Here is a 23,093-nt window from a genome sequence, read left to right as displayed (position 1 = left end):
CGCTCGCGAGGGGGTACCGCGACGCGATGAGTTTTCCCGCGCCCGCCGGTCTGAACCGGCATGACACGTTTGACTGCGGGCCTGTTCATCTCCGTCGACGGAGTGGTGGATGCGCCAGACCGATGGCACTTCCCGTATTTCAACGATGAGATGGGCGCAGCCGTCGATGCCCAGCTGGGCTCGGCGGAGACCATCCTGCTCGGCCGGGGCACCTACGATAGCTTCATCGGCGCTTGGCCGCAGCGTGAGGCCGACGGCGGTGAGGATGCCGAGTTCGCCAAGAAGCTCGGCGACACCCGCAAGATCGTGGTGTCCCGCCGGGAGCTGCACTTCGGGCCCGGGACTGGGTATGACTGGCGCAATTCCGAACAGCTACACGGGGATCTGATCACCGGGGTGCGGGCGCTGAAGGCGCAGCCGGGGGGTGACATCGCCATCGCCGGATCGGTGTCGATGGTCCGCGAGCTGCTGGCCGCCGGCCTGCTCGACGAGCTGCATCTGCTGGTCCACCCCATCGTGGTGGGCACCGGTGACCGGCTGTTCCGCGACGGGGACGCGCTACCGCTGAAACTGCTGAGCTCGACCGCATTCCGGACCGGTGTGGTGCACAGCGTCTACACCCTCGACGACGCGGCGCCCACCGGGTCCTACGAGGACGCCGCCGGGCACCTCTGACGGCGGCTGAATCCTAGATCGGTTCGATGTCCAGCCAGTCGTCCACGCAGAACGCATCACCGCGGGCCACCAGGGTGGCGCCGCCGTGGCCCGGGTAGTGCGCGGGGATGACGGTGGCCCGGTGGCGTGCCGCCTCGGTGAACACCCGCCGGCGGGTGGCGGTGGCCTGCGCGGCATCACAGTCGAAGGCGCAGGCGTCACCCGGGCGCGGGATCTGGATGGCGCAGTGGGTCAGGTCGCCGACGAACACCGCGGGGGCGCCGGCGTCGCACCACAGCACCGCGGAGCCGGGCGTGTGTCCGGCGGCCGGGCGTAGCCACACCGATTCGCTCAATTGATGCTCACCGCTGAACAATTCGGCCTGGCCGGCCTCGTACACCGGGGCCACGCTGTCGTCGAAGACGATCCGGGCGGCCGCGTCGCAGCCCGGCCCGTCGGGCCCGAAGAACCGGAAGTCCGCCTCCGGCAACAGGTATCGCGCGTTCGGGAAGGTGGGCACCCAGCCCGTACCGGCGGCGCGGGTGTTCCAGCCGACGTGATCGCTGTGCAGATGGGTGTTCACGACGACATCGACGCTGTCGGGATGCACACCGGCGGATGCCAGCGCGTCCAGGAACCCGGTATCCAGACCGTCGAGCACCGGGATCGCGGGGCGGCGCTTACCGTTGCCCACCCCGGTGTCGATCAGGATTCGCAACCCGTCGACATCGAGCACCCAGGTCTGGATGGCCACCCGCCAGGTGCCCGCATCCAGGTCGGCGAACGTCGGTACCAACAGGTCGGCGTTCTCGGCCCAGGCGCCCGCGGGGGTGTCGCCGAACATCGCGAACCGGGGTGAGAACGACGTCTCCACCACCCGGTTCACGACGGCCCGGCCCAGGCGCACGCTCACGGCCCGATGCGGATCTCTCCGGGCGAGTACAGACCCGAGTGCGTACTGGTGCCCAGTTCGATCTGCGCGGGCTGCGCGTCGACGATGGTGTCGAAGCGGCGCAGCGATCCCCAATCCTGGCCCCAGTCCTGGGACAGATAGGTCGACATCACCGACGCCCGCAACAGCAGGTCGGTGACCCCCAGCAGACCGCCCTCCAGACCGTTCTGCCAGGTGTCGGTGCTCTGCAACTTGGCGAAATAGTCGGGCGAGATGCGGAACTTGGGTACCTCGGTCACCCCGTTGGCATGCAGCATCGGCTGCTGGCACGGGAACGCCAGGCCGACGGCCCAGTCCATCAGCACCGGTTGGGTGGAACCGACGTACTCCTGTACCGAGCGCAGCTCGGGCACCCGCGGCGGGGTCACCGCGACCCAATCGCCCTGGCCCAGTGACAGATCCTCGGCGACCACCCGCACCGCGACCGCATCGGCCGGGATCTGGGCCCGTGGGTAGCGCAGGTTGCGCCAGGACGGGGTCGGGCCGATGTCATAGGGAGCGACGCGGCCCGCCGGCACCGGTGCACCGTCCGGACCCGCCGTGGCGTACTCCAGTTCGACGGTCTGCCCGGTGGTCAGACCCTCGGCCACGCTGGTGCCGGTGATGGTGCCCGCGGCGGTGACGACCACCAGCGGATGGGCATCATCAGCGGCGGGCAGCTCGTACCACGCCGAGGCCAGCCGGCTCTCCTGCTGCACACCGGTGGCGTAGGTGCCGGCGACCGGCACCCGTGCCGGATCGAGGCCGTAGGGCAACGGAACCCGGGATCCGTTGATCCCCGGCCGGGTCAATCGCTCGGGCTGCAACCAGTCGTAGTCGGTGCCCGGTTGGGAGAAGTTCAGCCGGATCGCCTCGGCGATGATGCGCTCCGGGACCCCGTCGGGGGTGAAGCCGCTGGGATCGGTCCCGCCGAGCGGGCCGAGCGGTCCGTAGTCACCGGGCAGCGCCCGCAGGAAACCGTCGTTGGAATCCGGTTCGACCAGTACGTCGTCGGCCATCCCGCAGCCACCGGCGAAGGCGCGGATATTGGCCCAGCCGTTGGAGTAGGTCGGGTACTGGCGGACCACACCGATGGCCATCGAGGCGATGAAGACCAGCACCATGAAGCCCGCGGCCAACGGGATGGGCGCCGCGGTCAGCCGGTCGACGAGCGTGGACTCCCCGGTACCGGACACGTGCAGCCAGAAGGCCCACAGCGCGGCGATCGCGAACAGCGCGAAGAACACCGTGCTGACCGACACCCCGCCCAACGCGGGTACCGCATTGTTGAACGGCACACCGAAGTTGGAGACGTACCACCAGCCGTTGACCGATGCGAAGCACAACGCCAGCACGAACAGCACCAGCGCCAGGAACGCCATCCGGTTGCGGGCCGAGCGCAGCACCGTGCGGGACACCATCACGGTGGTCAGGGCCGCCATGGCGCCGCCGACGGCCGCGAACAGGCCGAAGTGGTGAATCCACTTGGTGGGCGTGAACATCAGGAAGAAGATGGTCGCGAAGATGATGCCCATCAGTCGCCAGGCCGGCCCGCGTGCGATACCGGCGATGCGCTTGCGCCGCAACATCATGAACAGCGCCGGGAACAGACACATCGCGGTGAACAGGAAGGCGAACCGGCGTGAGATCGCACCGTCGACCGTCGGCAGGACCAGGTAGTAGTAGCGCAGGTTCTCGGTGTACCACTCCTGGCTGGGGCCGATCGCGGTGCGGATCCTGGTGGCTTCCAACACCGTTGCCAGCGTCTGGTCGGCCATCACCACGGCCAGGATGACCGTGCCGGCGGCCAGCAGCGGGGCCAGCAGCGGCCAGGTGCCGACGATACGGCGCCTGCGCATGATGATGCGCAGGATGGGCCGGCCGCCGGCGACCAGAGCGGCGACCGCGATCAGCCCGGTCGGCTGGATACCGAGGGTGAACGCGGCCGAGATGATGGCCAGTGCGGCCGGGGTCAGCCGGCCGGAGGTGACGGCGCGTTCGATCAGCACGTAGGTGATCAGGGCGCCGGTGGCGATCTGGCCCTCGGGACGCAGCCCGTTGTTGAACGGCATCCAGGCGCCCAGCAGCACCAGGCCCGCGGCCCACAGCGCCGGACGGCTGGCGATCACGGCAGGGCCGAGGCGCGGCAACACCTCTCGCGACAGCAGCAGCCAGCACACCAGCGCGCAGATCAGATCGGGCAGCCGCATCCAGATGCTCGCGGTGCTCACCTGCGACATCAGCGCCAGCACGTTGTAGTACCAGCCGAACGGGTCCTCGGGGCTGCCGAACCAGCGGAAGTAGTTCGACATGTAGCCGGCATGTTCGGCCACCCGGGCCATCTGCAGGATGTAGCCGTCGTCGGAGGAGTTCGTGCCGATGACGTACCAGAGCGCGAACGCGCCCACCACCACCGCGTCGACGGCGGTGATGGTCCGCCAGCGGGTCGGGATGAGTCGTTGCATCCGGCGGCCGTCGAGGCGGTCCAGTCGCCAGAGTGCCAGCAGCGCAATGAAGGTCGACAGGATGGCCAGCACGATCGCCGCCAGCTTGAGCGCGGTGGGCTGGGTGGTGAAGCGCGAATCGATCTCGGCGGACAGCGACAGTCCCGGCGGCGCGGGCCCGGTCAGGTCGGTGAACACCCCGACGATGGCCGGCCGCAGGTTCGGATCGGGGTAACCGGTGCGCTGGGGTGCGCCCACGTCATCCCCGGAATCCTGGGTGAGTCCGACGAAATCGGCGTAGGTGCCATCGTGATTCGAGGTGATCTCGATCGACGAACAACCACCGATCCGGTCACGTTCGACACTGGCCACCACCACATTGCGGACGATGACGTCGACGCGGTCCTCCGAGACGTTGACCAGCATGGCGTTCAGCGCCGCGTCACGGCCCTCGGCGGGCGCGGTACCCAGCACCAGGCCGCCGTCGGCAGGCATGCCCTCGATCACCGAGCAGGGCACCGTCGCGGTCAGGCTCACCGGCGCCTGCGAGATCAACGGTGCAGTCACGTTGTTCAGCTGACCGTTCTGCGGCCAGTTCAGCGTCGCCGTGGTCTGGGTGACCGGTAGCAGCGGGACCGCGATGGCCATCACGGTGCCCAGCAGGCCCGCGATGATGGCCACCCAGCGGGCGATCTTCACGTCACGCGCATTCTCGCTCGTGCTCTTCGGTTCGCTCGCCCGCTCGCTCACGGCAGCGCCCTGATCGGTCCGCCGCGGTTCCAGCCGTACACGTTTCGCGTCCCTTCCTCGATGACCGCGTCGGGCGCATCCTCGGCGGGCACCACCCGCAGATAGCGCTCGATGGAGCCCCAGTCGCGATACCAGTCGTCACGCAGATAGGTCGGCACCGTCGACGTCCTCAGCAGCGCCTGGATGAACAGGAACGGTCCGCCGTCCTGGGCGGACTGCCACTGGTTCGACGACACCACCATCTGCTTGAAATTCGGCAGGATCCGGTATTCCGGCAGCTCCGCCACCCCGAGATGCTCGGCGAACGGCCGCTGGCACGGGAAGTTCGACGCCGTCGCGATGTCCATCAGCACCGGGGTGTCGGTACCGAGGTACTCCTGCGCGGTCTGCAGCACCGGCACCCGCGGCGGGGTGAAGGCGAACCACTGGTCCTCGGAGAGATTGGGATCATCGGCGACGATGCGTGCGACGTTGGCCTCCGGTGGTGCCCAGTCCAGCGGGAAACGCAGGTTGCGCCAGGCGTTCTGCATGAAGGTGTCGATCGGCTGCACCTCGGAGAGCGCCTCATAGGACCCGTCGGGTCGGTGCACACCCCACTGCAGCTTGAGTGACTGGCCGTAATTGAACGACCCGTCCTCCTCGTACCACCAGATCGCACCGGCCGCGGCGACCGTCACCAGCGGCCGGTCCGGGGTACGCGGCGGCAGCTGGTACCAGGCCGAGGTGGCCTTGGCCGCAACGGTGTTCTCGTCGAAGCTGCCCATCACCGGGGTGGTGGCCGGGTCCAGACCGAACGGCAGGAACACCCGCGAACCGTTGATGCCCTCGGGGCCGTACCCGCCGCCGGTGCCGGCGGCATAGCCGACGCCGACGTTGGGCTTGTCGACCGGGCCGTCGGAGTTCGGGGTGCCGGGATTGGCGGCCACCGGTTCGGGCGGGTCCAGTGAGTCACTGACACCGTTCGGGGTGAAGCCGACCGGCTTCTCACCGCCGAGCGGCCCGTACCGGCCGAACCGCTGACCCTGAACCGGTTGCAGCAGGCCGGCATTGGTGTCCGCCTCGACCAGGACGGCATCGGCCATCGCGCAGCTGTCGGCCGACAGGCCCGAGCGCAGTGCCGACAGGTTGGCCGACCCGGTGGTGTAGACCGGGTAGCGCCCGACGGTGGCCTTGACCATCGAGCCGAGTTCGAGCACCACCATGATCACGGCGACCACCAGCAGCGGGGTCGAGGCCAGCGCTCGGTTGCGGCCGGTGTCGGCGACCTCGGTGTGCCCGGCGTAGTCGATGCGGAAGTGCAGCCAGGCGGTGAGCAATCCGCCCGCGATCGCGAGCACCAGGAAGATCGTGGTGACCGGATAGCCGACGATCACCGGCTGCTTGTCGAACCACGGCACCCCGTAGTTCCCGGTGTAGAACCAGCCGTTGAGTCCCGAGGTCGCCCACGCCAGCACGAACAGCAGCGCGGTCACATACAGCGCGAGATTGCGTCTGCTGTGCAAGCCGACCCGGGCCAGGGCAAAGGCCGTCACCGCACCGAGCGCCCCGGCCAGGCCGGCGAAGGCGCCGAATTGAATGGCCCATTTGGTCGGGGTGAAGGTCAGCAGCAGCAGGCCGATGCCGGTCGTGCCGATCAGCCGCCACACCGGACCGTTCACCGCGCCGGGCACGGTGCCGCGGCGCAGCATCACCATCAGCAGACCGAACAGGCACAGCAGCAGGATCAGCACGGTGAACCGGCGGGTCATCGACCCGTCGACGCTGTCCTCGACGGTCAGGAAGTAGTACCGCAGGAATTCCTGGTACCAGGCGATGGTCGGGCCGACGGTGTACTTGATGCGCGCGGACTCGGCGACGGTGGCCAGCGTCTGATCGCGGAACACGACGACGAACAGCACCGCCGCGGCGGCACCGAGCGGCGCGAGCTGGGCCGCCAACCCCTGCGCGGGCCGGCGCTCGGCGACGACCCGGGTGATGGCGCGCGCCCCGACGAGCAGCGGTGCCAGCGCGATCAGGCCCTGCGGCGCCAGCGTCACGCTGAACACCGCGACCACGATGGCCAGCGCGGTGGGCAGCAGGGTGCGCCTGGTAACCGAGATCTCCACCAGCATCCACACCAGCAGCACACCGAAGGCGATCAGCGGCTCCGGGCGCAGTCCGTTGTTGAACGGGAACCAGGCGGCCAGGAAGACCGCACCGCCGGTCCACACCGCGACCCGGTTGCGGGCCAACCGGGCGCCGAGGCGGGGCAGCACGAAATGACTGAGGATCAGCCAGGTGCCGATCGCGGCCAGGGTGGCGGGCAACCGCATCCAGACACTCGCGGTGCTGATCGTGGCCAAATGGGCCAGGACACTCTGGTACCAGTCGAACGGCGCCTCGCTGGCCCCGAAGTACCGGTAGTAGTTGGTGAGGTAGCCGGCCTCGCCGGAGACCCGCGCGATGGTCAGGTTGTAGCCGTCATCGGTGGTCTGGGGTCCGACGATGTGCCAGATCAGCAGTGACCCGATCACCCCGGCATCGGTCAGCCAGGTGGCCCAGCCGGTGCGTCGGCGGTTCAGCTTGGGCACGTGCCGGCCTGCGGTGCGGTCCAGCAGCGCCAGCGCGACCAGCGAGCCGAGGACGGCGGCGATGCCGAGCACCATGACGGCCAGCTTCAGCGCGGTAGGGCTGGTGATGAAGCGGGTGTCGATGTCGATGCGGGCCTGCACCCCGGAGTCCGGTGCCACCCGCAGATCGGTGAACACCCCCGCCACCTGTGGACGTTTGTCGACCGGCAGGGTGCCCGCCGCGCCGTCGATCCCGACGAAATCGGCGCCGACGGCGTTGACGTCGGCCCAGATGCGCAGCGCCCCGCAGGCGCCGGAGTTCACCGCGTCGCGCGGGGCGACGGCGGCGACCGTGTCACGGAAGGCGACGTAGACGACGTCGGCGTTGGCGTTGACGAACAGACCGTTGCGACCGGCGTCGATCCCGCCCGGCGGGATCGTGGAGAACACCAGACCACCGTCTTCGGGCAGCGACGCGATCGCCTGGCAGGGGATCGTCACATCCAGCGAGCGCGGCGCCCCCGACACCAGCGGTGCGGTCACGTCACCGACGAACCCGTCGGCTCCGGCCGCCTGGGGCCATTGGATGGTCGCCGTGCTCTGCCGGACCGGCAGCAGCGGCGCGAGCGCGCAGAGCACCATGCCGACGAGGCCCGCGATGATGGCTAGGAAGCGGATAGACCTACTGGGCACGAGGTTCAACAGTAAGCGACGAGCCTAGGTGTCCCGCCCCGTGACCCGCGTGCGGATCAATCGGGTTCGACGGCGACGAGACGTTCGTCACCGCCGTAGTGCGCCAACACCCGCGGATCCATCACCCGGCGCCACAACGGGGTGCACCAGGCGAGCACCAGCATGCTGCCGTACCCGGTCGGCAGCTGCGGGGCCTGGTCCGACGGCAGCAGCGTCTGATAGCGCTTGTGCGGGTTGGCGTGATGATCCGAGTGCCGCTGCAGGTGGTAGAGGAACACATTGGCCATCAGGGTGTTGCTGTTCCAGCTGTGCCGCTGACCGACGCGCTCGTAGCGACCGTCCTCGGTGCGCTGCCGGCGCAGGCCGTAGTGCTCCAGGTAGTTGACGGTCTCAAGAAGGCAGATGCCGATGACCGCCTGACCGACCAGATACGGCGTGATCATCCAGCCGAACCAGACGATGAGCCCGGCGAACAGGGCCGCCGTCATCAGCCAGGCGTTGAGGATGTCGTTGGCCGGTGACCAGGTCGACTTGCCGGCCCTGGCCAGCCGGACGGCCTCCAGTTGCCAGGCCGAGCGCAGACCGCCGAGCACCGAGCGCGGAATGAAGCCGAAGATGCTCTCGCCGAATCGTGCGCTGGCCGGATCTTCCGGTGTCGCCACCCGCAGGTGGTGGCCGCGGTTGTGCTCGACGAAGAAGTGTCCGTATCCGGTTTGCGCAAGGGCGATCTTGCTCAGCCGCCGCTCCAGCGTGGCGCGCCGGTGGCCCAACTCGTGGGCGGCGTTGATGGCGATACCGCCGACGATGCCGACGGTGATCATCAGGCCGATCTTGTCGGTGACGCTCATCGTGAGCCACCCGCCGCCCGCCCACAGCCAGCAGGCGAAGATCAGCGACAAATACTGGCCGGGCAGGTAGAGGAAGTTGGCCCAACGGTAGAACGGGTCGTTCTCCAGCTGTTCCAGTGTGCTTTCGCAGAGATAACCGTCGTCGGTGCCAATTAGCTGGTCAAGGATGGGAACCACGATGAAGGCCATCATCGGGCCGATCCAGAAGAACGCCGGCGTACCAGTCAGCTGCACCAGGATCCAGGCGAGTCCGACCAGGCCCGGGACGACGGCACCCAATAACCACAAATACCGCTTTGCATCTCGCCACCTGGGCGTTGCGCCGGTCTTTGGGTCGAGCACTTCGTATCCTTGCAAGCTGGGGGATGAACCGGTTACAAACGCCTATTTAACCTGGTTCTGAGAGCTGTGCAAACACGGAGCCATAACGAATGAGGATTTTGCTGTGAGGCTGGCGGGACATTGCTGACACGACGACGGTTCCTGGGCGCCGCACTGGGTGTGGCGGCCGGCGCGGGCGCAGTCGCGGCCTGCCAGCGATCCGATCCGGCCAACCCACCCCCCGACCGGCCGTTTCACCAGGCCATCGTGGTCGGCAGCGGGTACGGCGGCGGGGTCAGCGCGCTGCGTCTGGGGGAGGCCGGCGTCGACACGCTGATCCTGGAACGCGGTCGGCTGTGGGACACCCCGGACGAGGACGGCAAGCGGTTCTCCAAGATGTTGCCCGCCGACACCCGGGCGGGTTGGTTCCGCGATGTGCCGCCGAGCCTGGTGCCGTCTTTCCGCGGGGTCTCGGTGAACGCCGTCGCCGCCCAGAACCCGGGCGCGCAGCCCATGCAGGCGGGCATCTGCGACAAGGTGACCTACGGCGCGCACGACGTGTTCCGGGGCATCGCCGTCGGCGGTGGCTCGATGGTGAACGCGGCCATCGCCGCCATCCCGACCCCCGATCAGGTCCGGGTGGCCTTCCCGGACATCGATCCCACCGAGTTCCTGGGCACCTACGTCGAGCGGGCCAAGGCGACACTCAAGATCAGCTACCGCGACATGGGCTGGTTCGAGCAGACCCCGTACTTCCAGTACGCCCGCGTCGGGCGCAGCTACGCCGAGGCCGCCGGGTACGGCGTGGACTACAACGGCAGCGCCTACTCGTTCGATTACATGATGCAGGAAGCGGCCGGTCAGGTGCCGCTGTCGGCGCTGGACTGGGAGTGCCAGTACGGCAACAACCACGGCCGGTTCGGCAGCGTGGACCAGACCTACATCGCCGCGGCGCTGGCCACCGGCAAGGTGACCCTCCGATCGCTGACCGAGGTGACCGGCATCCGCCGCGAGCCCTCGGGTGAGTACGTGGTCGCGACCCGCGAGATCGACCGGTGGGGCAAGGAGCTCTCCCGCGGTGAGATCGGCTGCGAGCAGCTGTATCTGGCCGCCGGCGTGCTGGGGACGGCGGAGTTGCTGCTGCGTGCCCGGGAGAACGGTGACCTGGCCGACCTCTCCGATGAGGTGGGCAACGGGTACGGCAACAACGGCGACATCATGGTGGCGCACAACACCGCCGAGGCCAACCCGGTGGGCACCCAGCAGTCGCTGCTGGGCATGATCAACCTGGACGGCCGGGCCGATCCGGACAATCCGGTGTACGCCAGCATGTTCTCGCTGCCGCTGCCCATCGAGACCAATGCGCTGGGCTACTACGCCATGGTGCGCACCGGCGACCGCGCGGTGATCAGCTACGACCGCACCGCCGATGCCATCTCGATCGACTGGCCGCAGAGTCACACCGACCACCTCATCGAGCGTGCCCGGCTGGTGTTCGACCGCGTCACCCAGGCCAACGGCGTCGACTACCGCGATGATCTCTTCGAAGGAAAGGCGTTCGCGCCCAACACCGTTCACCCGCTGGGCGGCTGCGTCCGCGGGGTTGCGACCGACGCCTTCGGCCGGGTCAACGGGTATGAGAACCTCTACGTCAACGACGCGTCACTGGTGCCCGGTTACATCGGTTGCAATCCGTACATGTCGATCACCGCGCTGGCCGAACGCAACATCGAGGCGATCCTGCAGGGCAGGCGCTAACTCGCGCGGCCCAGCAGGCCGGCCAGCCCGGCCAGCGCCACATCGACCGTGGCGTCCAACCGTGTCTGCGGTACCCCGGCGGCGGCGTCGACCGCGAGGCCCTGTCCGATCGTCACCGCGAACCTGGCCAGGCCTGCGGCGTCGACGCCGGGCGCCCCGGCGATCTCGGTCTCCGAAAGTGCCTCGGCCACAGCATCTTCGATCCCCCGGCGGTACTCGGCGAGCAGCAGGGGTATGCGTGCGTTGGCCGGTCCGCAGGCCAGACCGCCCTGGATGGACAGGCAGCCCGGGACGTCGCGGGCCAGGACGGCCCCGGCGGTGGAGCGCAGATAGGACTCGAGCACACCGTAGGCGGTGGGGTGTCGCAGGATCGTGCCCAGTTCCTCGAAGTAGCTGCGCCGGTAACGCTCCAGGGCGCGGACGAAGAGTTCTTCCTTGCTCCCGAAGGTCGCGTACAGGCTCGGTTTGTTGATACCCATCGCCTGGGTCAGTTCGGTCATCGAGGCACCCTCATAGCCCAGGCGCCAGAACACCTCGGTGGCCGCGGCGAGGGCGTGGTCCTCGTCGAACCCGCGCGGACGACCGCCGGGGTTGCGTTGTTCTGCGCCCATGGACGCGATCCTAGCCTCGCGTCGAATCGCGCCGGCCCGACTCTACCGATCGGTACAGAACTGGTATGGTCCAGTTCCTAACTGATCGGTACAAAACAGGAGCGACATGCCGGAACTGACCGGAAAGACCGCACTCGTCACGGGCGCCACCTCGGGAATCGGGTTGGCCGCGGCCCAGGCCCTGGCCCGGGAGGGCGCTCACGTGTTCCTGGTGGGCCGCCGCCAGGACGCACTCGACGCCGCTGCCGAGGGCATCGGCGCAGCTCACGCCACCGTCATCCGCGCCGATGTCACCGACGCGGCCGATCTGGGCCGGGTGGTCTCGACCATCGAGGCCGGCGGCCGCCGGCTCGACATCGTGTTCGCGAATGCCGGAATCGCCGAGGTTGCCCCGCTCGGCGACATCACCTGGAAGCACTACGCCGACACCTTCAACACCAACGTCGGTGGGATCATCCTGACGGTGCAGGCCGCGCTGCCGCTGCTCGACGCCGGTGCCTCGGTGATCCTGTGCGGGTCCGCCGGTGATGTGAAGGCATCACCGGGGACGAGTGTCTACGCCGCGTCCAAGACCGCGATCCGCTCCCTGGCCCGCAGCTGGGCCGCCGAACTGGTCGACCGCGAAATCCGCGTCAACGTCGTGGCGCCGGGCCTGACCCAGACGCCGGGGCTGGCCGGCCTGTTCGTCGGCGCCGACGACGCCCTGGACGACCTCACCGCCACGGTCCCGATGAAGCGGCGGGCCAGCCCGGAGGAGATCGGTCGGGTGATCACCTTCCTGGCGTCGGAGGCCAGCACGTTCATGACCGGGTCCGAGGTCTACGTGGACGGCGGTGCGAGCCAGTTCTGATCAGCTCGGCCGCGCGCTAGGACGGACGCAGCGGTGCCGGGCTCCACAACCCACTGCGGGTGGCGGTGCCCAGTTCCAGTTCGGCGGGTTTGGCGTCCGGATAGAACTGGCGCAGCTGCTGCAGCGAACCCCAGTCGCGGAACCAGTCGTCGCGCAGGTAGGTCGGCACCGGGGTGGCCCGCAGCAACAGCTCGGTGATGCCGAGCGGACCGCCGCCCAGGTAATCCATCACCGGCGAGTTCGCCTCGGCACCGAAGCGATCCGGCAGGATGCGCCATTTGGGCACCTCGGTGACGCCGTTGTTGTGGAAGAACGGCCGCTGGCAGGGGAACGCCAACCCGACCAGCCAGTCCAGCATCACCGGATCGTCCGAGCCGACGACATCCTGCAGCGTGCTCAACTCCGGGATCCGGGGTGGGGTGACGGCGATCCAGTGTTGCGGTGAGAGGTCGTCGTCGGTGGCCACGAGCCGCACCTGGGTGGCCTCGTCCGGGATCGCCGACATCGGGGCACGCAGGTTGCGCCAGGCGGGCACCGCGCCGACATCGGCGAAACCGATTGTGCCACCGGCCTGCTCGTTACGCGCCTGCTCGTCGGTCGCCCACTGCACCAGTACCTCGCCCGCGTCGAACCGGCCGGCGGCGGCGATCGCCAGCAGTGGGCCGCGCTCGTCGCGCGGTGGCAGCCGGTACCAGGCCGACCGCAGTCTGGCCGGTTGCTGCGGGCCGGCCCGCCAACTGCCCAGCACCGGCGTGCGGGCCGGATCCAGGTTGTACGGTAGCCGCGCCTGTGAGCCGTTGACGCCGGCCGCGGCGGTGGTACCGCCCTCGGTGCCGGGTTCGCTGCCGGTCTCGTCGCTGTCTTGCGAGTCGGCGAAGTTGCTGTCCCCGGGCTGGTTCATCACCGGATCGGCCTCGATGTCGGCGGGAATGCCGTTGGGGCGGAAGCCGTCGGCGGTCACCGCCCCCAGTGCCTCGCCGACGGGCTCGTCGACCGGGGTGAGCATGCCGACGTTGGGGTCCTGTTCGACCATCACGTCGGTGGCCAGCCCGCAGGTCTTACCGGTCAGCGCCTCGAGGTTGGAGCGACCCACCGTCCACGCCGGGTACTGGATCACCACGGCCATCGTCAGCGAGACCACCTGGAACAGCACCACCGCCCAGGCGACCACGGCCAGTGGCGCACCGGTGAATCGGGTCCACGGCCGCGCCCGCGCCGGGCGGCCGGAGAAGTGCAGGTACGCGGCCACCAGCAGGGCGAGTGCGGAGAATCCGAGCAGGATGGTGGTGAACCCGAAGCTGAACGCCGGGAACGCATTCGACCAGGGGACGCCGAAGTTCGACACGTACCACCAGCCGTTGACGGTGGCGAATGACAGGGCGGTCATGAACAGGATCACCGCGGTGACGATGGTCCGGTTGCGCTTGGAGCGCATCGCCGCCGCGGCGATGGCCACCGCGGCCAGCGCGCCGATGGATCCGGCGAGGCCGGCGAACACCCCGAAGTGGTGCGTCCACTTGGTGGGGGTGAACATCAGCGACAGGAACGAGATGACGGTGATGCCGATCATCCGTTGCGCAGGCCCGATCGCGGTGCCCGGGATGCGCCCCTTGCGCAGCGTCATGGCGATCGAGATGGCAAGTGCGAGAAGCAGGGTCAGCACCGCGAAGCGGCGCGCCACCGAGCCGTCCGGGCTGGTGGTGAACAACCGCGAGTACCGGATGTGTTCGTCGAACCAGGCCAGGCTGGGGCCGACGGTGGACTTGAAGGAGCTGGCCTGCAGCTCACCGACCAGGGTCTGGTCGCGGAAGATGAGGAACAGCGTGACGGTGCCGGCGGCGGCGACCGGGGCCAGCAGCGCCCAGTAGCCGAAGCGCGAGACGTGGGCGGCCACGATGGTCTTGAGCGGTCCGATGGCGACCAGCAGGGCGCCGACGGCGGCGATCCCGGTCGGGCCGGAGAACAGGGTCAGCGCACCGATGATGACGGCGACCGCCACCGGCAGCAGTCGGCTGGTGGCCACCCCGCGCTCCACCGAGCACCAGGTCAGCAGGATGCCCAGCGCGATGATCGGCTCCGGACGCAGACCGTTGTTCAGCGGCAGCCAGAAGGCCAGGAACATGGCCGCCGCGGTCCATGCGGCGGCCGTGCTGTGTTTGACCGCCGCCCCGAGGCGGGGGATCACCTCGCGGCTGATCACCCACCAGCAGGCCAGGCCCATCAGCAGGGTGGGTAGCCGCAGCCAGATGCTGGCGGTCGAGACGTGCGCCCACAGCGCCAGCAGGTCGTAGTACCAGCCGAACGGCGCCTCCGGGGTGCCGAACCAGCGGTAGTAGTTGGCCATGTACCCGGCGTGCTCGGAGACCCGGGCCATGGTCAGGATGTAGCCGTCGTCGGCGGTGTTGGAGCCGACGAAGTGCCACCACACCAGCAGCGCGGTGACCAGTGCGTCCAGCCGGGTGACCGACCACCAGCGCTGTGGCAGGAAGCGGCGGTGCCGCATGCCGTCGGCGACGTCGAGGCGGTGCAGGGCGATCAGCGAGGCGATCGTCATCAGCACGCCGAGCACCATCACCAGGGTCTTGAGCGGGGTGGGTGAGCTGCTGTAGCGGGTGTCGATGGTGGCCGAGAACTCCAGGCCCGGCGGCGCGGGCCCGGTCAGATCGGTGAACACGCCCACGATCTGTGGCCGGAAGTCATAGCCCCCGCGCTCGCCGCGCAGCGGTTCACCCGGGTCGGAATCCTCCGGCCCCTGGACCAGCCCGACGAATTCACCGGTCACCTTGTCGGCGTGCGCGGTGAATCTGAGCTCCTGGCAGTCCGGGCTGAGCACGTCGATCAGGGGTGCGCTGACCACGGGCGTATTGCGCACGATGACCAGCAACTCATTGTTGACACGCTCGATCAGCAGGCCGCGATCGACGGCCTTGGGAGCCTGCTTGGGCACGGTGGACAACAGGACATTGCGGGCGCCGGTCAGGCCGGCGGCGGTGCTGCACGGGATGGTGATGTCCAGATCGGTGGCGACATACCCGATCAGCGGCGCGTCGACGCTGTCGAGCGTGTTGTTCTGCGGCCAGTTCAGAGTGGCCGTGGTCTGGGTGACCGGCAGGAACGGGGTGGCGATCGCCAGGACGGTGCCCAGCAGCCCGGCGATGATGGCGACCAGACGGACGGTGCGGTGATTGGTCGCCGTGTCGTTCACGGAGCTAGATGGTAGTTGTCCGGCCATCAACCACCGGCCTGTGGTTTCCGGATGGCCAGCACGAACGGTCCCTCGGTCGAGACATCCCAGCGCCCGTCGTCGAAGATCGCCGGGTCCAGCGACACCTGGTAGCGGCGCACGTTCGGCTGGTTGGGGTAGACGTCGGCGGCCAGTCGCAGGGTGTAGCTGTCCGGTCCGCCGCGGCGCATCAGGAACACCGTGGGGGCCGGCCAGGGCAGTTGGTCGAGCGCGGTGGCGAACTGGTCGGGTGTGGTCAGCAGCGCCCAGCTCTCGATGGCCGCCGAGCGGGCCTCGAACTGCGCCAACGGGTTTGCGTAATGCGAGGTCAGTCCCTGGAACCCGTAATAGGGGTAGAAGGACAGGAAGCTGTAGTCGGCGGTCAGCACCACGGTCTCGTGCGGGGGACGGCCGGTGACCTCCCGGATGCGCTCGTCGAGCGCCCGGTAGTACTGCTCGGCGCCGGGCGGGCGGCGGTCGGCGCGCTCGCCGTATCCGTCGGTGTCGGTGTAGGCCACGTTGATATCGGTGCGCAGGACATCGGGGATGTCCTGACTGAACGTCAGCCCGCCGATCAGGCCGATGGTGGCCGCGACGGCGACGACGTGCCGGCCCGGGTGCTGGTAGCGGGCGACGGCCACCTGGGTCAGCCAGATGAACCCGAAGGTGCCCGCGGCGGCCAGCAGCACCGACAGCGTCGGCTGCAGCCGGAAGGACAGCAGGGTGGTTCCGACCAGGGTGGTGAGCATCGACAGCAGCGACCAGGCGTAGACGGCCAGCACCCCGACGGCCAACGCACCTGCTCTGGTCCCGCTGCGGGCGTGCACCACCAGCCAGATGGTGCCGAGCATGCACAGCGCACCCAGCAGGGTGAAGTCCAGCATCGGGAACGTCAGCTCGGCACCGTCGATCGGCAGGTAGTGCTGCGCGGTGCCGGAGTCCGCGGGCGTGCCGCGCAGCGCCGCCAGCAGGTAGGGCGCCCAGGTCAACAGCGCCAGCGCGCCGGCGATCACGGCGATGACCGCCAACCGGATCAGCGGGGCGATGCTGCGAGTGGTCATCGCGAGCAGCAGCGCCATCAGGGTGATGGTGAAGGCGGCATAGGCCAGCAGCAGGGTGTAGAACAGCGCGGCCAGCCCGAGGAACAGCCCGACGCCGACGACGGCTGCCCAGCCCTGGTTGCCGGCGCGTTTGAGCCCGGACCAGGCCAGCACGAACACCGGCGGGAGCAGCACGGTGATGACGGCGGCGTACGGCTCGGCGGAGGTGTAGGCCAGCGTGACCGCGGTGGTCGCGGTGGTGACGGCCAGCGCGATCTCGAAGCGCACCAGCGCCGTCCACAGCACCAGCGCGACGGCGACCGCTGCGGTGATCGAGATGATGGCCCAGGGCTTGAACATCTCCCAGGCCGGTATCCCGGTCACGTCGGCCAGCCGGCCGCCGATCCAGAACCACCCGGCGGGATAGAACGGCGGCAGGCCGATATAGGTCATGTCGTGCAGGGCCGCACTGTCGGCCAGCCGGGTCAGGTACTCGGTGCGGAACTGCTGGTCCACCGAGATGCCGAACAGGTAGAGCCGGGTGGCGCCCAGTGGCATGGCGAGCGTCACCACCGAGAAGGCCGACAGGAACACCACCGACACGATGCGCGCCAGCAGCCGGCGTTCACGGCGCCATAACACTCCGGAGGCGAAAACTCCTGCCAGGCAGAAGAACTGGCCGACCGTGGTGAGCGCGTGCAGTTGGTTCGACGAGTTGTAGGCCGGCCATTCGACGCGGGCGATCGCCAACAGGGCGATCACGGTCAGGACCGCAGCGGTGCCGGCCGCGGCCAGCATCTGGCCGGCCGTCCTGGCCGCCAGGGTCATCAGAGCGGCAGCTTGCGGAAGACCGGCCGCGGGATGTGCCTGATGACGGCCATCAGATACTTCACCGGTCCCGGCGCCCAGACCAGTTCCTTGCCCTTGGCCGCCGAGGCGACCGCCAGTTCGGCGACGTCCTCCTTGTCGACGGTGAAGGGCGCCTCCTTGGCGCCGGTGGCCTTCCAGTGCTCCAGGGTGGTGGTGGTGCGCACCTGTCCCGGGCGGATGACCAGGACGTGCACACCGTGTTCGCGCAGCGCCTCGCCGAGGCCGAGGTAGAACCCGTCCAGGCCGGCCTTGGTGGAGCCGTAGACGAAGTTGGAGCGGCGCACCCGCTCACCGGCGACGGAGGACATCGCGATGATCTGGCCGAAGCCCTGCGCGCGCATCCGCTCGCCGATCAGCACCCCGACCGACACCGCGGCGGTGTAGTTGATCTGGGCGGTCAGCACGGCCTTGGCCTGGTTCTGCCACAGCTCCTCGGCATCGCCGAGGATGCCGAACGCGACGATCGCCACGTCGACATCGCCGTCGGCCCAGGCGGCCTCGATCACCGCGGGATGGGCGGCGGTGTCCAACGCGTCGAAGTCCAGGTACTGCACCGACTTCGCGCCGGCCGCTTCCAGCTGCGCGATCGCGGCCGCCTTGCGCGGCGAGCCGGGCAGATCGGCCAGTATCACCCTGGCCTTGGCGTCGCGCAGGTAGCGTTCGACGATCGCCAGGCCGATCTCGGAAGTTCCGCCCAGCAGCAGGATCGTCTGAGGGTTACCGGTCGCGTCAATCATGGAGGGGTAGAACCTTTCTGCGGAGCTAGAGCAACTCGAGGCGGCGGGCCATGTCGGAGGCGAACACGCCGTGCGGATCCGCCGTGCGGCGGGTGGTGATCCATTCGTCGATGCGCGGGTACATCCGGTGGAACTTCTCCGCGCTCACCCGGGAATCCTTGGCGGTGTACACCCGGCCGCCGAATTCCATTGCGCGGTCGTCGAGTTCGTTCAGGAACTCGTTAACGCCCGATTTGATGGGGAAGTCCATCGCGACATTCCAGCCGGCCATCGGGAAGCTCAGCGGCGCCCGGTTACCGGGGCCGAACAGTTTGAACACGTTCAGCGCCGAGTACTGGCCGCTGGTCTGGATCCACCGGATGATGGCCTTGAACTCGTCGAGGGCATCGGGTGGCACCAGGAACTGGTGCTGGGCGAAACCCTTTGGTCCGTAGGCATTGTTCCAGCCACTGACCAGGTCGAGCATGTGGTAGAACTGCGACAGATTCATGATCTTGCCGCTGTAGGTGCCGCCCAGGCGGTAGTACACCTCGCCGATCGCGGTGAAGGACAGCTTGTTCATCGCGCTGACCGGGAAGATGTCGGGCACCTTCAACAGTTGCGGCGCATCGAATTTCAGCGGATTCTTCGCCAGTTTCGGCGGCAACTGATCCAGCTTGGCCAGGCTGCCACGGCTGACGGCGGCGCGGCCCAGTTTCGGCGGCGGGCTGATCAAATCGAACCAGGCGCTGGAGTAGGTGTAGTTGTCCTCGGAGCCGTCGGTGTGCACGGCGATCGTCTCGTCGAGATCGCCGGTGGCTACGCCGTCGGCGATGAAATAGGCGGTTTCGGTGCGGGTCATGGCGATCCGGGCGCGGACTACGATGCCGGTGAGCCCGTTTCCGCCGATGGTCGCCCAGAACAGTTCGGCACTCGGGCCATCGGGGGTGAGCGTGCGCACCTCGCCGTCGGCCATCAGCAGATCGAGCGACTGCACATGGTTGCCGAAGCTGCCCGCGCTGTGGTGGTTCTTGCCGTGGATGTCGGACCCGATCGCCCCGCCGACGGTGACCTGCCGGGTACCCGGCAGCACCGGGACCCACAGACCGAACGGCAGCGCGGCCTTCATCAGCTGGTCCAGGCTGACACCGCCGTCCACATCGGCGATCGCGGTCTCTGCCGAGATCGAGTGGATGCGGTTCAGCGGCGTCATGTCGACGACGATGCCGCCGCCGTTGCAGGCGTGGTCACCGTAGGAGCGGCCCAGGCCACGGGCGACGATGCCGCGTTTGAAGTACGAGGGATCCGTCGCCGAGGCGTCCGCGACGCGTTTGACGGCGTCGGCGATGACGTCGACATCGGGGGTCGACAGCACGTGGGCCACGCTCGGCGCGGTGCGGCCGAAGCCGGTGAGGGCGCGCGGAACGAGGGGGAGTTCGGTAGTCATGTCAGTGGCAGACGATACCGGTCGGGCCACCGGAGCAGATTCACCTCAGCCGGAATATCACCGTGCGCTGCACCACGAAATTGATCACCGTGGCGGTCCCCTGAGCGATTACGAAGGCCACCGGCACCTGCCAGGGGCGGCCATCGAACTGCAGGTAGAAGACATAGTTGATGCCGACCTGGACGGCGTAGGTCAGCGCGTAGAGCACCATCACCGCGATGAAGCGCGCCTTGCTGGGTTCGGCCCGGAACGTCCACCGCCGGTTGATCAGATACGCCGTGGTGGTGCCCGCGATGAAGCTGAGCGTCTTGGCCAGGTTCACGTGCAGGCCGAATTCCAACAGCAGCACGTACAGACCGAAGTCGACGATCGCCGACAGGCCGCCGGTGAGGATGAATCGCGTCGCCTGGACCCGCAGGCTCAAGGGTGCATCGTCCGGGGTCGCGGTCACGCGGGCAGCTTACGGGCAACAATAGGGACGTGATCGATCTGCTCCTCCAGTGGCGCACGCTGCTCGGGCGCCACACCGCCTCGCCGGACGTGGACGCGGCGGGCTCGGCGCTGCTGGCCCGCTGGTCGGAGCCGCACCGGCGCTACCACGATCGGGTGCACCTGCAGGGCGTGCTCGAGGCGGTCGACGAATTGACCGACGGCACCGATGCCGCCGATGTCGATGTCGACGCCGTACGGCTGGCGGCCTGGTTCCACGACGCGGTCTACGCCGGGGCTGCCGATGACGAGGAGAACAGCGCGCAGCTTGCCGCCGCCGAGCTCACCGCCCTGGGCGTGGATGCCGGCCTGGTCGCCGAGGTGGCCCGGCTGGTCCGGATGACCGTCGACCACGATCCGGCGCCCGACGATCGCAACGGGCAGGTGCTCTCCGACGCCGATCTCGCGGTGCTGGCCGTGGAACCGGCGGCCTATCGCAGCAACACGGCCAAGGTGCGCGCCGAGTACGGCCATGTCACCGATGCCGACTTCCGGGCCGGGCGAGCCCGCATCATCGCCGCGTTGCTGGCGGCGCCGTCGCTGTATCGCACCGCGCAGGGCCGCCGGTTGTGGGAAGCCGCGGCCCGCCGGAATCTGGAGTCGGAGCTCGCCACCCTCACCGGATGAGGCCGCCGAGCACACGACACAACGCGTCGACGGCCGCGGGGAAGGCGTGTTCGGCCGGGGTGCCGAAGCTGACGACGATGCCGTCGGCGTCGGGTACGTCGGGACCGGCGTCCGGGTGGCGCAGCACGCGCAGTCCCGAGAGCCCGATGCCTGCCTCGCCGGCACGCCGCATCACCTCGGCCTCGGTGCCCGGCGGCAGGGTCAGCTGCAGGTGCAGGCCCGCCGACAGTCCGCGGATGCCGACGTCGAACGGTTCCAGTGCCGCGGCGAGCAGATCACGGCGGCGCCGGTAGGCCATCCGCATCCGGCGGATGTGTTTGTCGTAGGCGCCGGAGGTGATGAAGTCGGCCATGGTGAGTTGCAGCAGGGCGTTGACGTAGAACTGTTGGCCGCCGAGCGCATCGTGCGCCCGGTCGACCAGCTCGGCCGGTAGCACCATCCAGCCCAGGCGCAGCACCGGAGACAGGCTCTTGCTGGCCGAGCCGAGGTAGACGACCCGGTCCGGGTCCAGGCCCTGTACCGATCCGACGGGTTGGCGGTCATATCGGAACTCGCCGTCGTAGTCGTCCTCGAGTAGATAGCCGCCGGTGCGGTGGGCCCAGTCCACCACCTCGGTGCGCCGGCTCGGGTGCAGCGGCACCCCGTGCGGGAAGTGGTGGGCCGGGGTCAGCAATACGGCGGTCGCGTCGGTGGCGTCCAGTTCTCCGATCACCGCGCCGTCGTCGTCGACGTTGATCGGGACGGTGGTCGCGCCGTTGGCGGCGATGGCATCCCGGAACAGGAAGAGGCCGTATGCCTCGACGGCGATCGGTCCGCCCAGGACGCGGGTGAGGATCTCGACGCCGTGCCGGGTGCCGGCGCAGACGACGATTTCGTCCGGGGTGGTGCGCACACCGCGGACCCGCCCGAGATATTCGGTGAGAGCCTCGCGCAGTTCGATGCGGCCGGCCGGGTCACCCATCCGCAGGGCTTCGGTGGGGGCGCCGGTCAGGGCGCGGCGGGTCGAGGCGAGCCAGGCGCTGCGCGGGAACTGCGCGACATCGCCGGAACCCGGCATCAGATTGTGGGTGGGGGTGCCGGGTATCCCGCGCGGCCGCGGCGGCGGGCCCGCAGCGGGGGAGTTGACCACCCAGGTGCCCGCGCCCTGGCGGGAGGCCAGCCAGCCCTCGGCGACCAGATCTGCGTAGGCCTCGGCGACAGTGTTACGGGCCAATCCGAGGTCGGCGGCGAGGGTCCGGGACGGTGGGAGCATGGCGCCGGGAGTGAGGCGGCCGGACCGGATGGTGTCACGCAGGGCGTTGACCAGCGCCTCGCGGGCGCCGCGGGTGCCGGGCGCAATGGTTGTGCGCAAGTCCAGATGAAGGTCCCGGGCACCTGTATTGGCCCATGAAGTCACTTCTGGATTGAACCATGTTTGTGGGCCTTTTGCGGCCTAGCGTTATCGGCATGACGCAGACACTGAACAACCGACATGCCATCGACCGACTCAACATCTACAAGGTGTCGCCGGAGATCTACGACGGCATGATGAAGCTGTCCAACGCTTCCGCCAAGGACGTCGACCCGACGATCGGCGAGCTGATCAAGATTCGAGCCTCGCAGATCAACCACTGCGCGTTCTGCCTCGACATGCACGTCGCCGACGCGCGCAAGCAGGGCGAGACCGAGCAGCGCCTGGCCCTGGTTGCGGCGTGGGAGGAGGCCGGCGATCTGTTCACCGATCGCGAGCGGGCCGCCCTGGAACTGACCGAGGCGATCACCGAGCTGCACCACGGTCACGTGTCCGACGAGGTGTACGCCAAGGCGGCCGCCGTGTTCGACGAGAAGGAACTGGCCCAGGTGATCGCGATGGCCGTGACCATCAATGCCTGGAACCGCTTCAACGTCGCGACCCGGATGCCCGCGCCGCGCCGCTGAACCGTCGCCCCGTCAGCTGCCGATCCTCCGCCCACCTAGAAGGGCGGTGGGTCGGCGTCGATGTGGGCTCGGTTGAGTGCGCGTTCGTGGGCTATGCGGTAGGCGCGGTTCTGGGCCCGGGTGCGAGATCGTCTGGGGGCGGCCAGTGTTCGGTGTGGGTTCGGTGGTGGCATGTCGATGGTGGGGAGTTCGGCGGTCGCGGTGCCGAGTTGCGGGAAGAACAGGCGGCCGCCGGGTGTGGTGGTGTAGGTGCGGCCGGTGGGGGCGGTGAGGGTGATGGTGCCGTCGGGGTGTTGGCTCTCGGTCCAGCCGCCGGGCCCGCAGTGGAAGGTTTTGATGAGGTGGTGGATGCGGC

16 protein-coding genes and 1 pseudogene are annotated in these 23,093 nt (G+C 68.8%); 5 read left to right on the top strand and 12 right to left on the bottom strand.

Annotation, left to right across the window (positions count from 1 at the left end):
* Positions 1-60 precede the first annotated feature (60 nt).
* Positions 61-675: a dihydrofolate reductase family protein gene (locus tag BST17_RS19765; protein WP_083060607.1), complete on the top strand. Its 615-nt coding sequence runs from the start codon at positions 61-63 to the stop codon at positions 673-675.
* 13 nt (positions 676-688) lie between these two features.
* Here BST17_RS19765 and BST17_RS19760 read toward each other — a convergent pair whose 3' ends face one another.
* From BST17_RS19760 to BST17_RS19745, 4 genes are all read right to left on the bottom strand, one after another.
* Positions 689-1,567, bottom strand: coding sequence for an MBL fold metallo-hydrolase (locus tag BST17_RS19760; RefSeq protein ID WP_109750216.1), 879 nt, complete (start codon positions 1,565-1,567; stop codon positions 689-691).
* A complete protein-coding gene (locus BST17_RS19755) occupies positions 1,564-4,779 on the bottom strand; it encodes an arabinosyltransferase domain-containing protein (protein WP_109750215.1) in 3,216 nt (1,071 codons plus the stop codon). The genes BST17_RS19760 and BST17_RS19755 overlap by 4 nt, the downstream gene beginning before the upstream one ends.
* Complete coding sequence (locus BST17_RS19750) at positions 4,776-7,970, bottom strand: arabinosyltransferase domain-containing protein (RefSeq protein WP_165762312.1); 3,195 nt, start codon at positions 7,968-7,970, stop codon at positions 4,776-4,778. Before BST17_RS19750 ends, BST17_RS19755 begins: the two co-directional genes overlap by 4 nt.
* A gap of 107 nt (positions 7,971-8,077) precedes the next feature.
* Positions 8,078-9,211 (bottom strand): alkane 1-monooxygenase, encoded by a 1,134-nt coding sequence (locus BST17_RS19745; RefSeq protein ID WP_083060604.1) that lies wholly within the window; start codon positions 9,209-9,211, stop codon positions 8,078-8,080.
* A 120-nt stretch (positions 9,212-9,331) separates the two neighbouring features.
* On the opposite strand from BST17_RS19745, the gene BST17_RS19740 reads away from it, so the two are divergent.
* On the top strand, positions 9,332-10,948 hold the full coding sequence (locus tag BST17_RS19740) for a GMC oxidoreductase (RefSeq protein ID WP_083060603.1): 1,617 nt from the start codon (positions 9,332-9,334) through the stop codon (positions 10,946-10,948).
* On the opposite strand, the gene BST17_RS19735 is transcribed toward BST17_RS19740, so the two are convergent.
* Positions 10,945-11,559, bottom strand: coding sequence for a TetR/AcrR family transcriptional regulator (locus BST17_RS19735; protein WP_083060602.1), 615 nt, complete (start codon positions 11,557-11,559; stop codon positions 10,945-10,947). The genes BST17_RS19740 and BST17_RS19735 overlap by 4 nt on opposite strands.
* Before the next feature lie 106 nt (positions 11,560-11,665).
* On the opposite strand from BST17_RS19735, the gene BST17_RS19730 reads away from it, so the two are divergent.
* Complete coding sequence (locus tag BST17_RS19730) at positions 11,666-12,409, top strand: SDR family NAD(P)-dependent oxidoreductase (RefSeq protein ID WP_083060601.1); 744 nt, start codon at positions 11,666-11,668, stop codon at positions 12,407-12,409.
* Between the two features lie 16 nt (positions 12,410-12,425).
* On the opposite strand, the gene BST17_RS19725 is transcribed toward BST17_RS19730, so the two are convergent.
* Genes BST17_RS19725 through BST17_RS19705 form a run of 5 tightly spaced genes read right to left on the bottom strand, consistent with a single transcriptional unit; the run spans position 12,426 to position 20,156 of the window.
* The gene (locus BST17_RS19725; protein WP_083060600.1) at positions 12,426-15,641 is read right to left on the bottom strand and encodes an arabinosyltransferase domain-containing protein; all 3,216 of its coding nucleotides are present in this window, start codon (positions 15,639-15,641) and stop codon (positions 12,426-12,428) included.
* Positions 15,641-17,500: a galactan 5-O-arabinofuranosyltransferase gene (locus BST17_RS19720; RefSeq protein ID WP_083060599.1), complete on the bottom strand. Its 1,860-nt coding sequence runs from the start codon at positions 17,498-17,500 to the stop codon at positions 15,641-15,643. Before BST17_RS19720 ends, BST17_RS19725 begins: the two co-directional genes overlap by 1 nt.
* Positions 17,500-18,279 carry a decaprenylphospho-beta-D-erythro-pentofuranosid-2-ulose 2-reductase gene (locus BST17_RS19715; RefSeq protein WP_083060598.1) on the bottom strand — a complete coding sequence of 260 codons (780 nt, stop codon included), beginning with the start codon at positions 18,277-18,279 and terminating at the stop codon, positions 17,500-17,502. The genes BST17_RS19720 and BST17_RS19715 overlap by 1 nt, the downstream gene beginning before the upstream one ends.
* 25 nt (positions 18,280-18,304) lie before the next feature.
* Complete coding sequence (locus BST17_RS19710; protein ID WP_083060597.1) at positions 18,305-19,705, bottom strand: decaprenylphosphoryl-beta-D-ribose oxidase; 1,401 nt, start codon at positions 19,703-19,705, stop codon at positions 18,305-18,307.
* Between the two features lie 40 nt (positions 19,706-19,745).
* The gene (locus tag BST17_RS19705; RefSeq protein ID WP_083060596.1) at positions 19,746-20,156 is read right to left on the bottom strand and encodes a GtrA family protein; all 411 of its coding nucleotides are present in this window, start codon (positions 20,154-20,156) and stop codon (positions 19,746-19,748) included.
* Between the two features lie 29 nt (positions 20,157-20,185).
* Between BST17_RS19705 and BST17_RS19700 the strand changes: the two genes are divergently transcribed.
* A complete protein-coding gene (locus tag BST17_RS19700) occupies positions 20,186-20,821 on the top strand; it encodes an HD domain-containing protein (protein ID WP_083060595.1) in 636 nt (211 codons plus the stop codon).
* On the opposite strand, the gene pdxR is transcribed toward BST17_RS19700, so the two are convergent.
* Positions 20,811-22,217 (bottom strand): MocR-like pyridoxine biosynthesis transcription factor PdxR, encoded by a 1,407-nt coding sequence (gene pdxR / locus BST17_RS19695; RefSeq protein WP_083060594.1) that lies wholly within the window; start codon positions 22,215-22,217, stop codon positions 20,811-20,813. The two genes, BST17_RS19700 and pdxR, sit on opposite strands and share 11 nt — an antisense overlap.
* A gap of 50 nt (positions 22,218-22,267) precedes the next feature.
* On the opposite strand from pdxR, the gene BST17_RS19690 reads away from it, so the two are divergent.
* Entirely contained in the window at positions 22,268-22,738 is a 471-nt protein-coding gene (locus BST17_RS19690; RefSeq protein ID WP_083060593.1) for a carboxymuconolactone decarboxylase family protein, read from the top strand.
* A 35-nt stretch (positions 22,739-22,773) separates the two neighbouring features.
* On the opposite strand, the pseudogene BST17_RS19685 reads toward BST17_RS19690, so the two are convergent.
* Positions 22,774-23,093, bottom strand: a pseudogene (locus BST17_RS19685) (HNH endonuclease signature motif containing protein); the annotation flags it as partial.

This window comes from Mycolicibacterium bacteremicum (genome assembly GCF_002086115.1).
Lineage (GTDB): Bacteria > Actinomycetota > Actinomycetes > Mycobacteriales > Mycobacteriaceae > Mycobacterium > Mycobacterium bacteremicum.
Note: the sequence above shows the minus strand (reverse complement) of the source record. Positions and strands in the feature narration are given on the sequence as shown.

Excerpts from the sequence above, each read along its gene's own strand:
- BST17_RS19710 (WP_083060597.1), bottom strand. The coding sequence starts at position 19,705 with ATGACTACCGAACTCCCCCTCGTTCCGCGCGCCCTCACCGGCTTCGGC.
- BST17_RS19725 (WP_083060600.1), bottom strand. The coding sequence starts at position 15,641 with ATGGCCGGACAACTACCATCTAGCTCCGTGAACGACACGGCGACCAAT.
- BST17_RS19765 (WP_083060607.1), top strand. The coding sequence starts at position 61 with ATGACACGTTTGACTGCGGGCCTGTTCATCTCCGTCGACGGAGTGGTG.
- BST17_RS19690 (WP_083060593.1), top strand. The coding sequence starts at position 22,268 with ATGACGCAGACACTGAACAACCGACATGCCATCGACCGACTCAACATC.
- BST17_RS19750 (WP_165762312.1), bottom strand. The coding sequence starts at position 7,970 with ATGGTGCTCTGCGCGCTCGCGCCGCTGCTGCCGGTCCGGCAGAGCACG.
- BST17_RS19715 (WP_083060598.1), bottom strand. The coding sequence starts at position 18,279 with ATGATTGACGCGACCGGTAACCCTCAGACGATCCTGCTGCTGGGCGGA.
- BST17_RS19735 (WP_083060602.1), bottom strand. The coding sequence starts at position 11,559 with ATGGGCGCAGAACAACGCAACCCCGGCGGTCGTCCGCGCGGGTTCGAC.
- BST17_RS19720 (WP_083060599.1), bottom strand. The coding sequence starts at position 17,500 with ATGACCCTGGCGGCCAGGACGGCCGGCCAGATGCTGGCCGCGGCCGGC.
- BST17_RS19730 (WP_083060601.1), top strand. The coding sequence starts at position 11,666 with ATGCCGGAACTGACCGGAAAGACCGCACTCGTCACGGGCGCCACCTCG.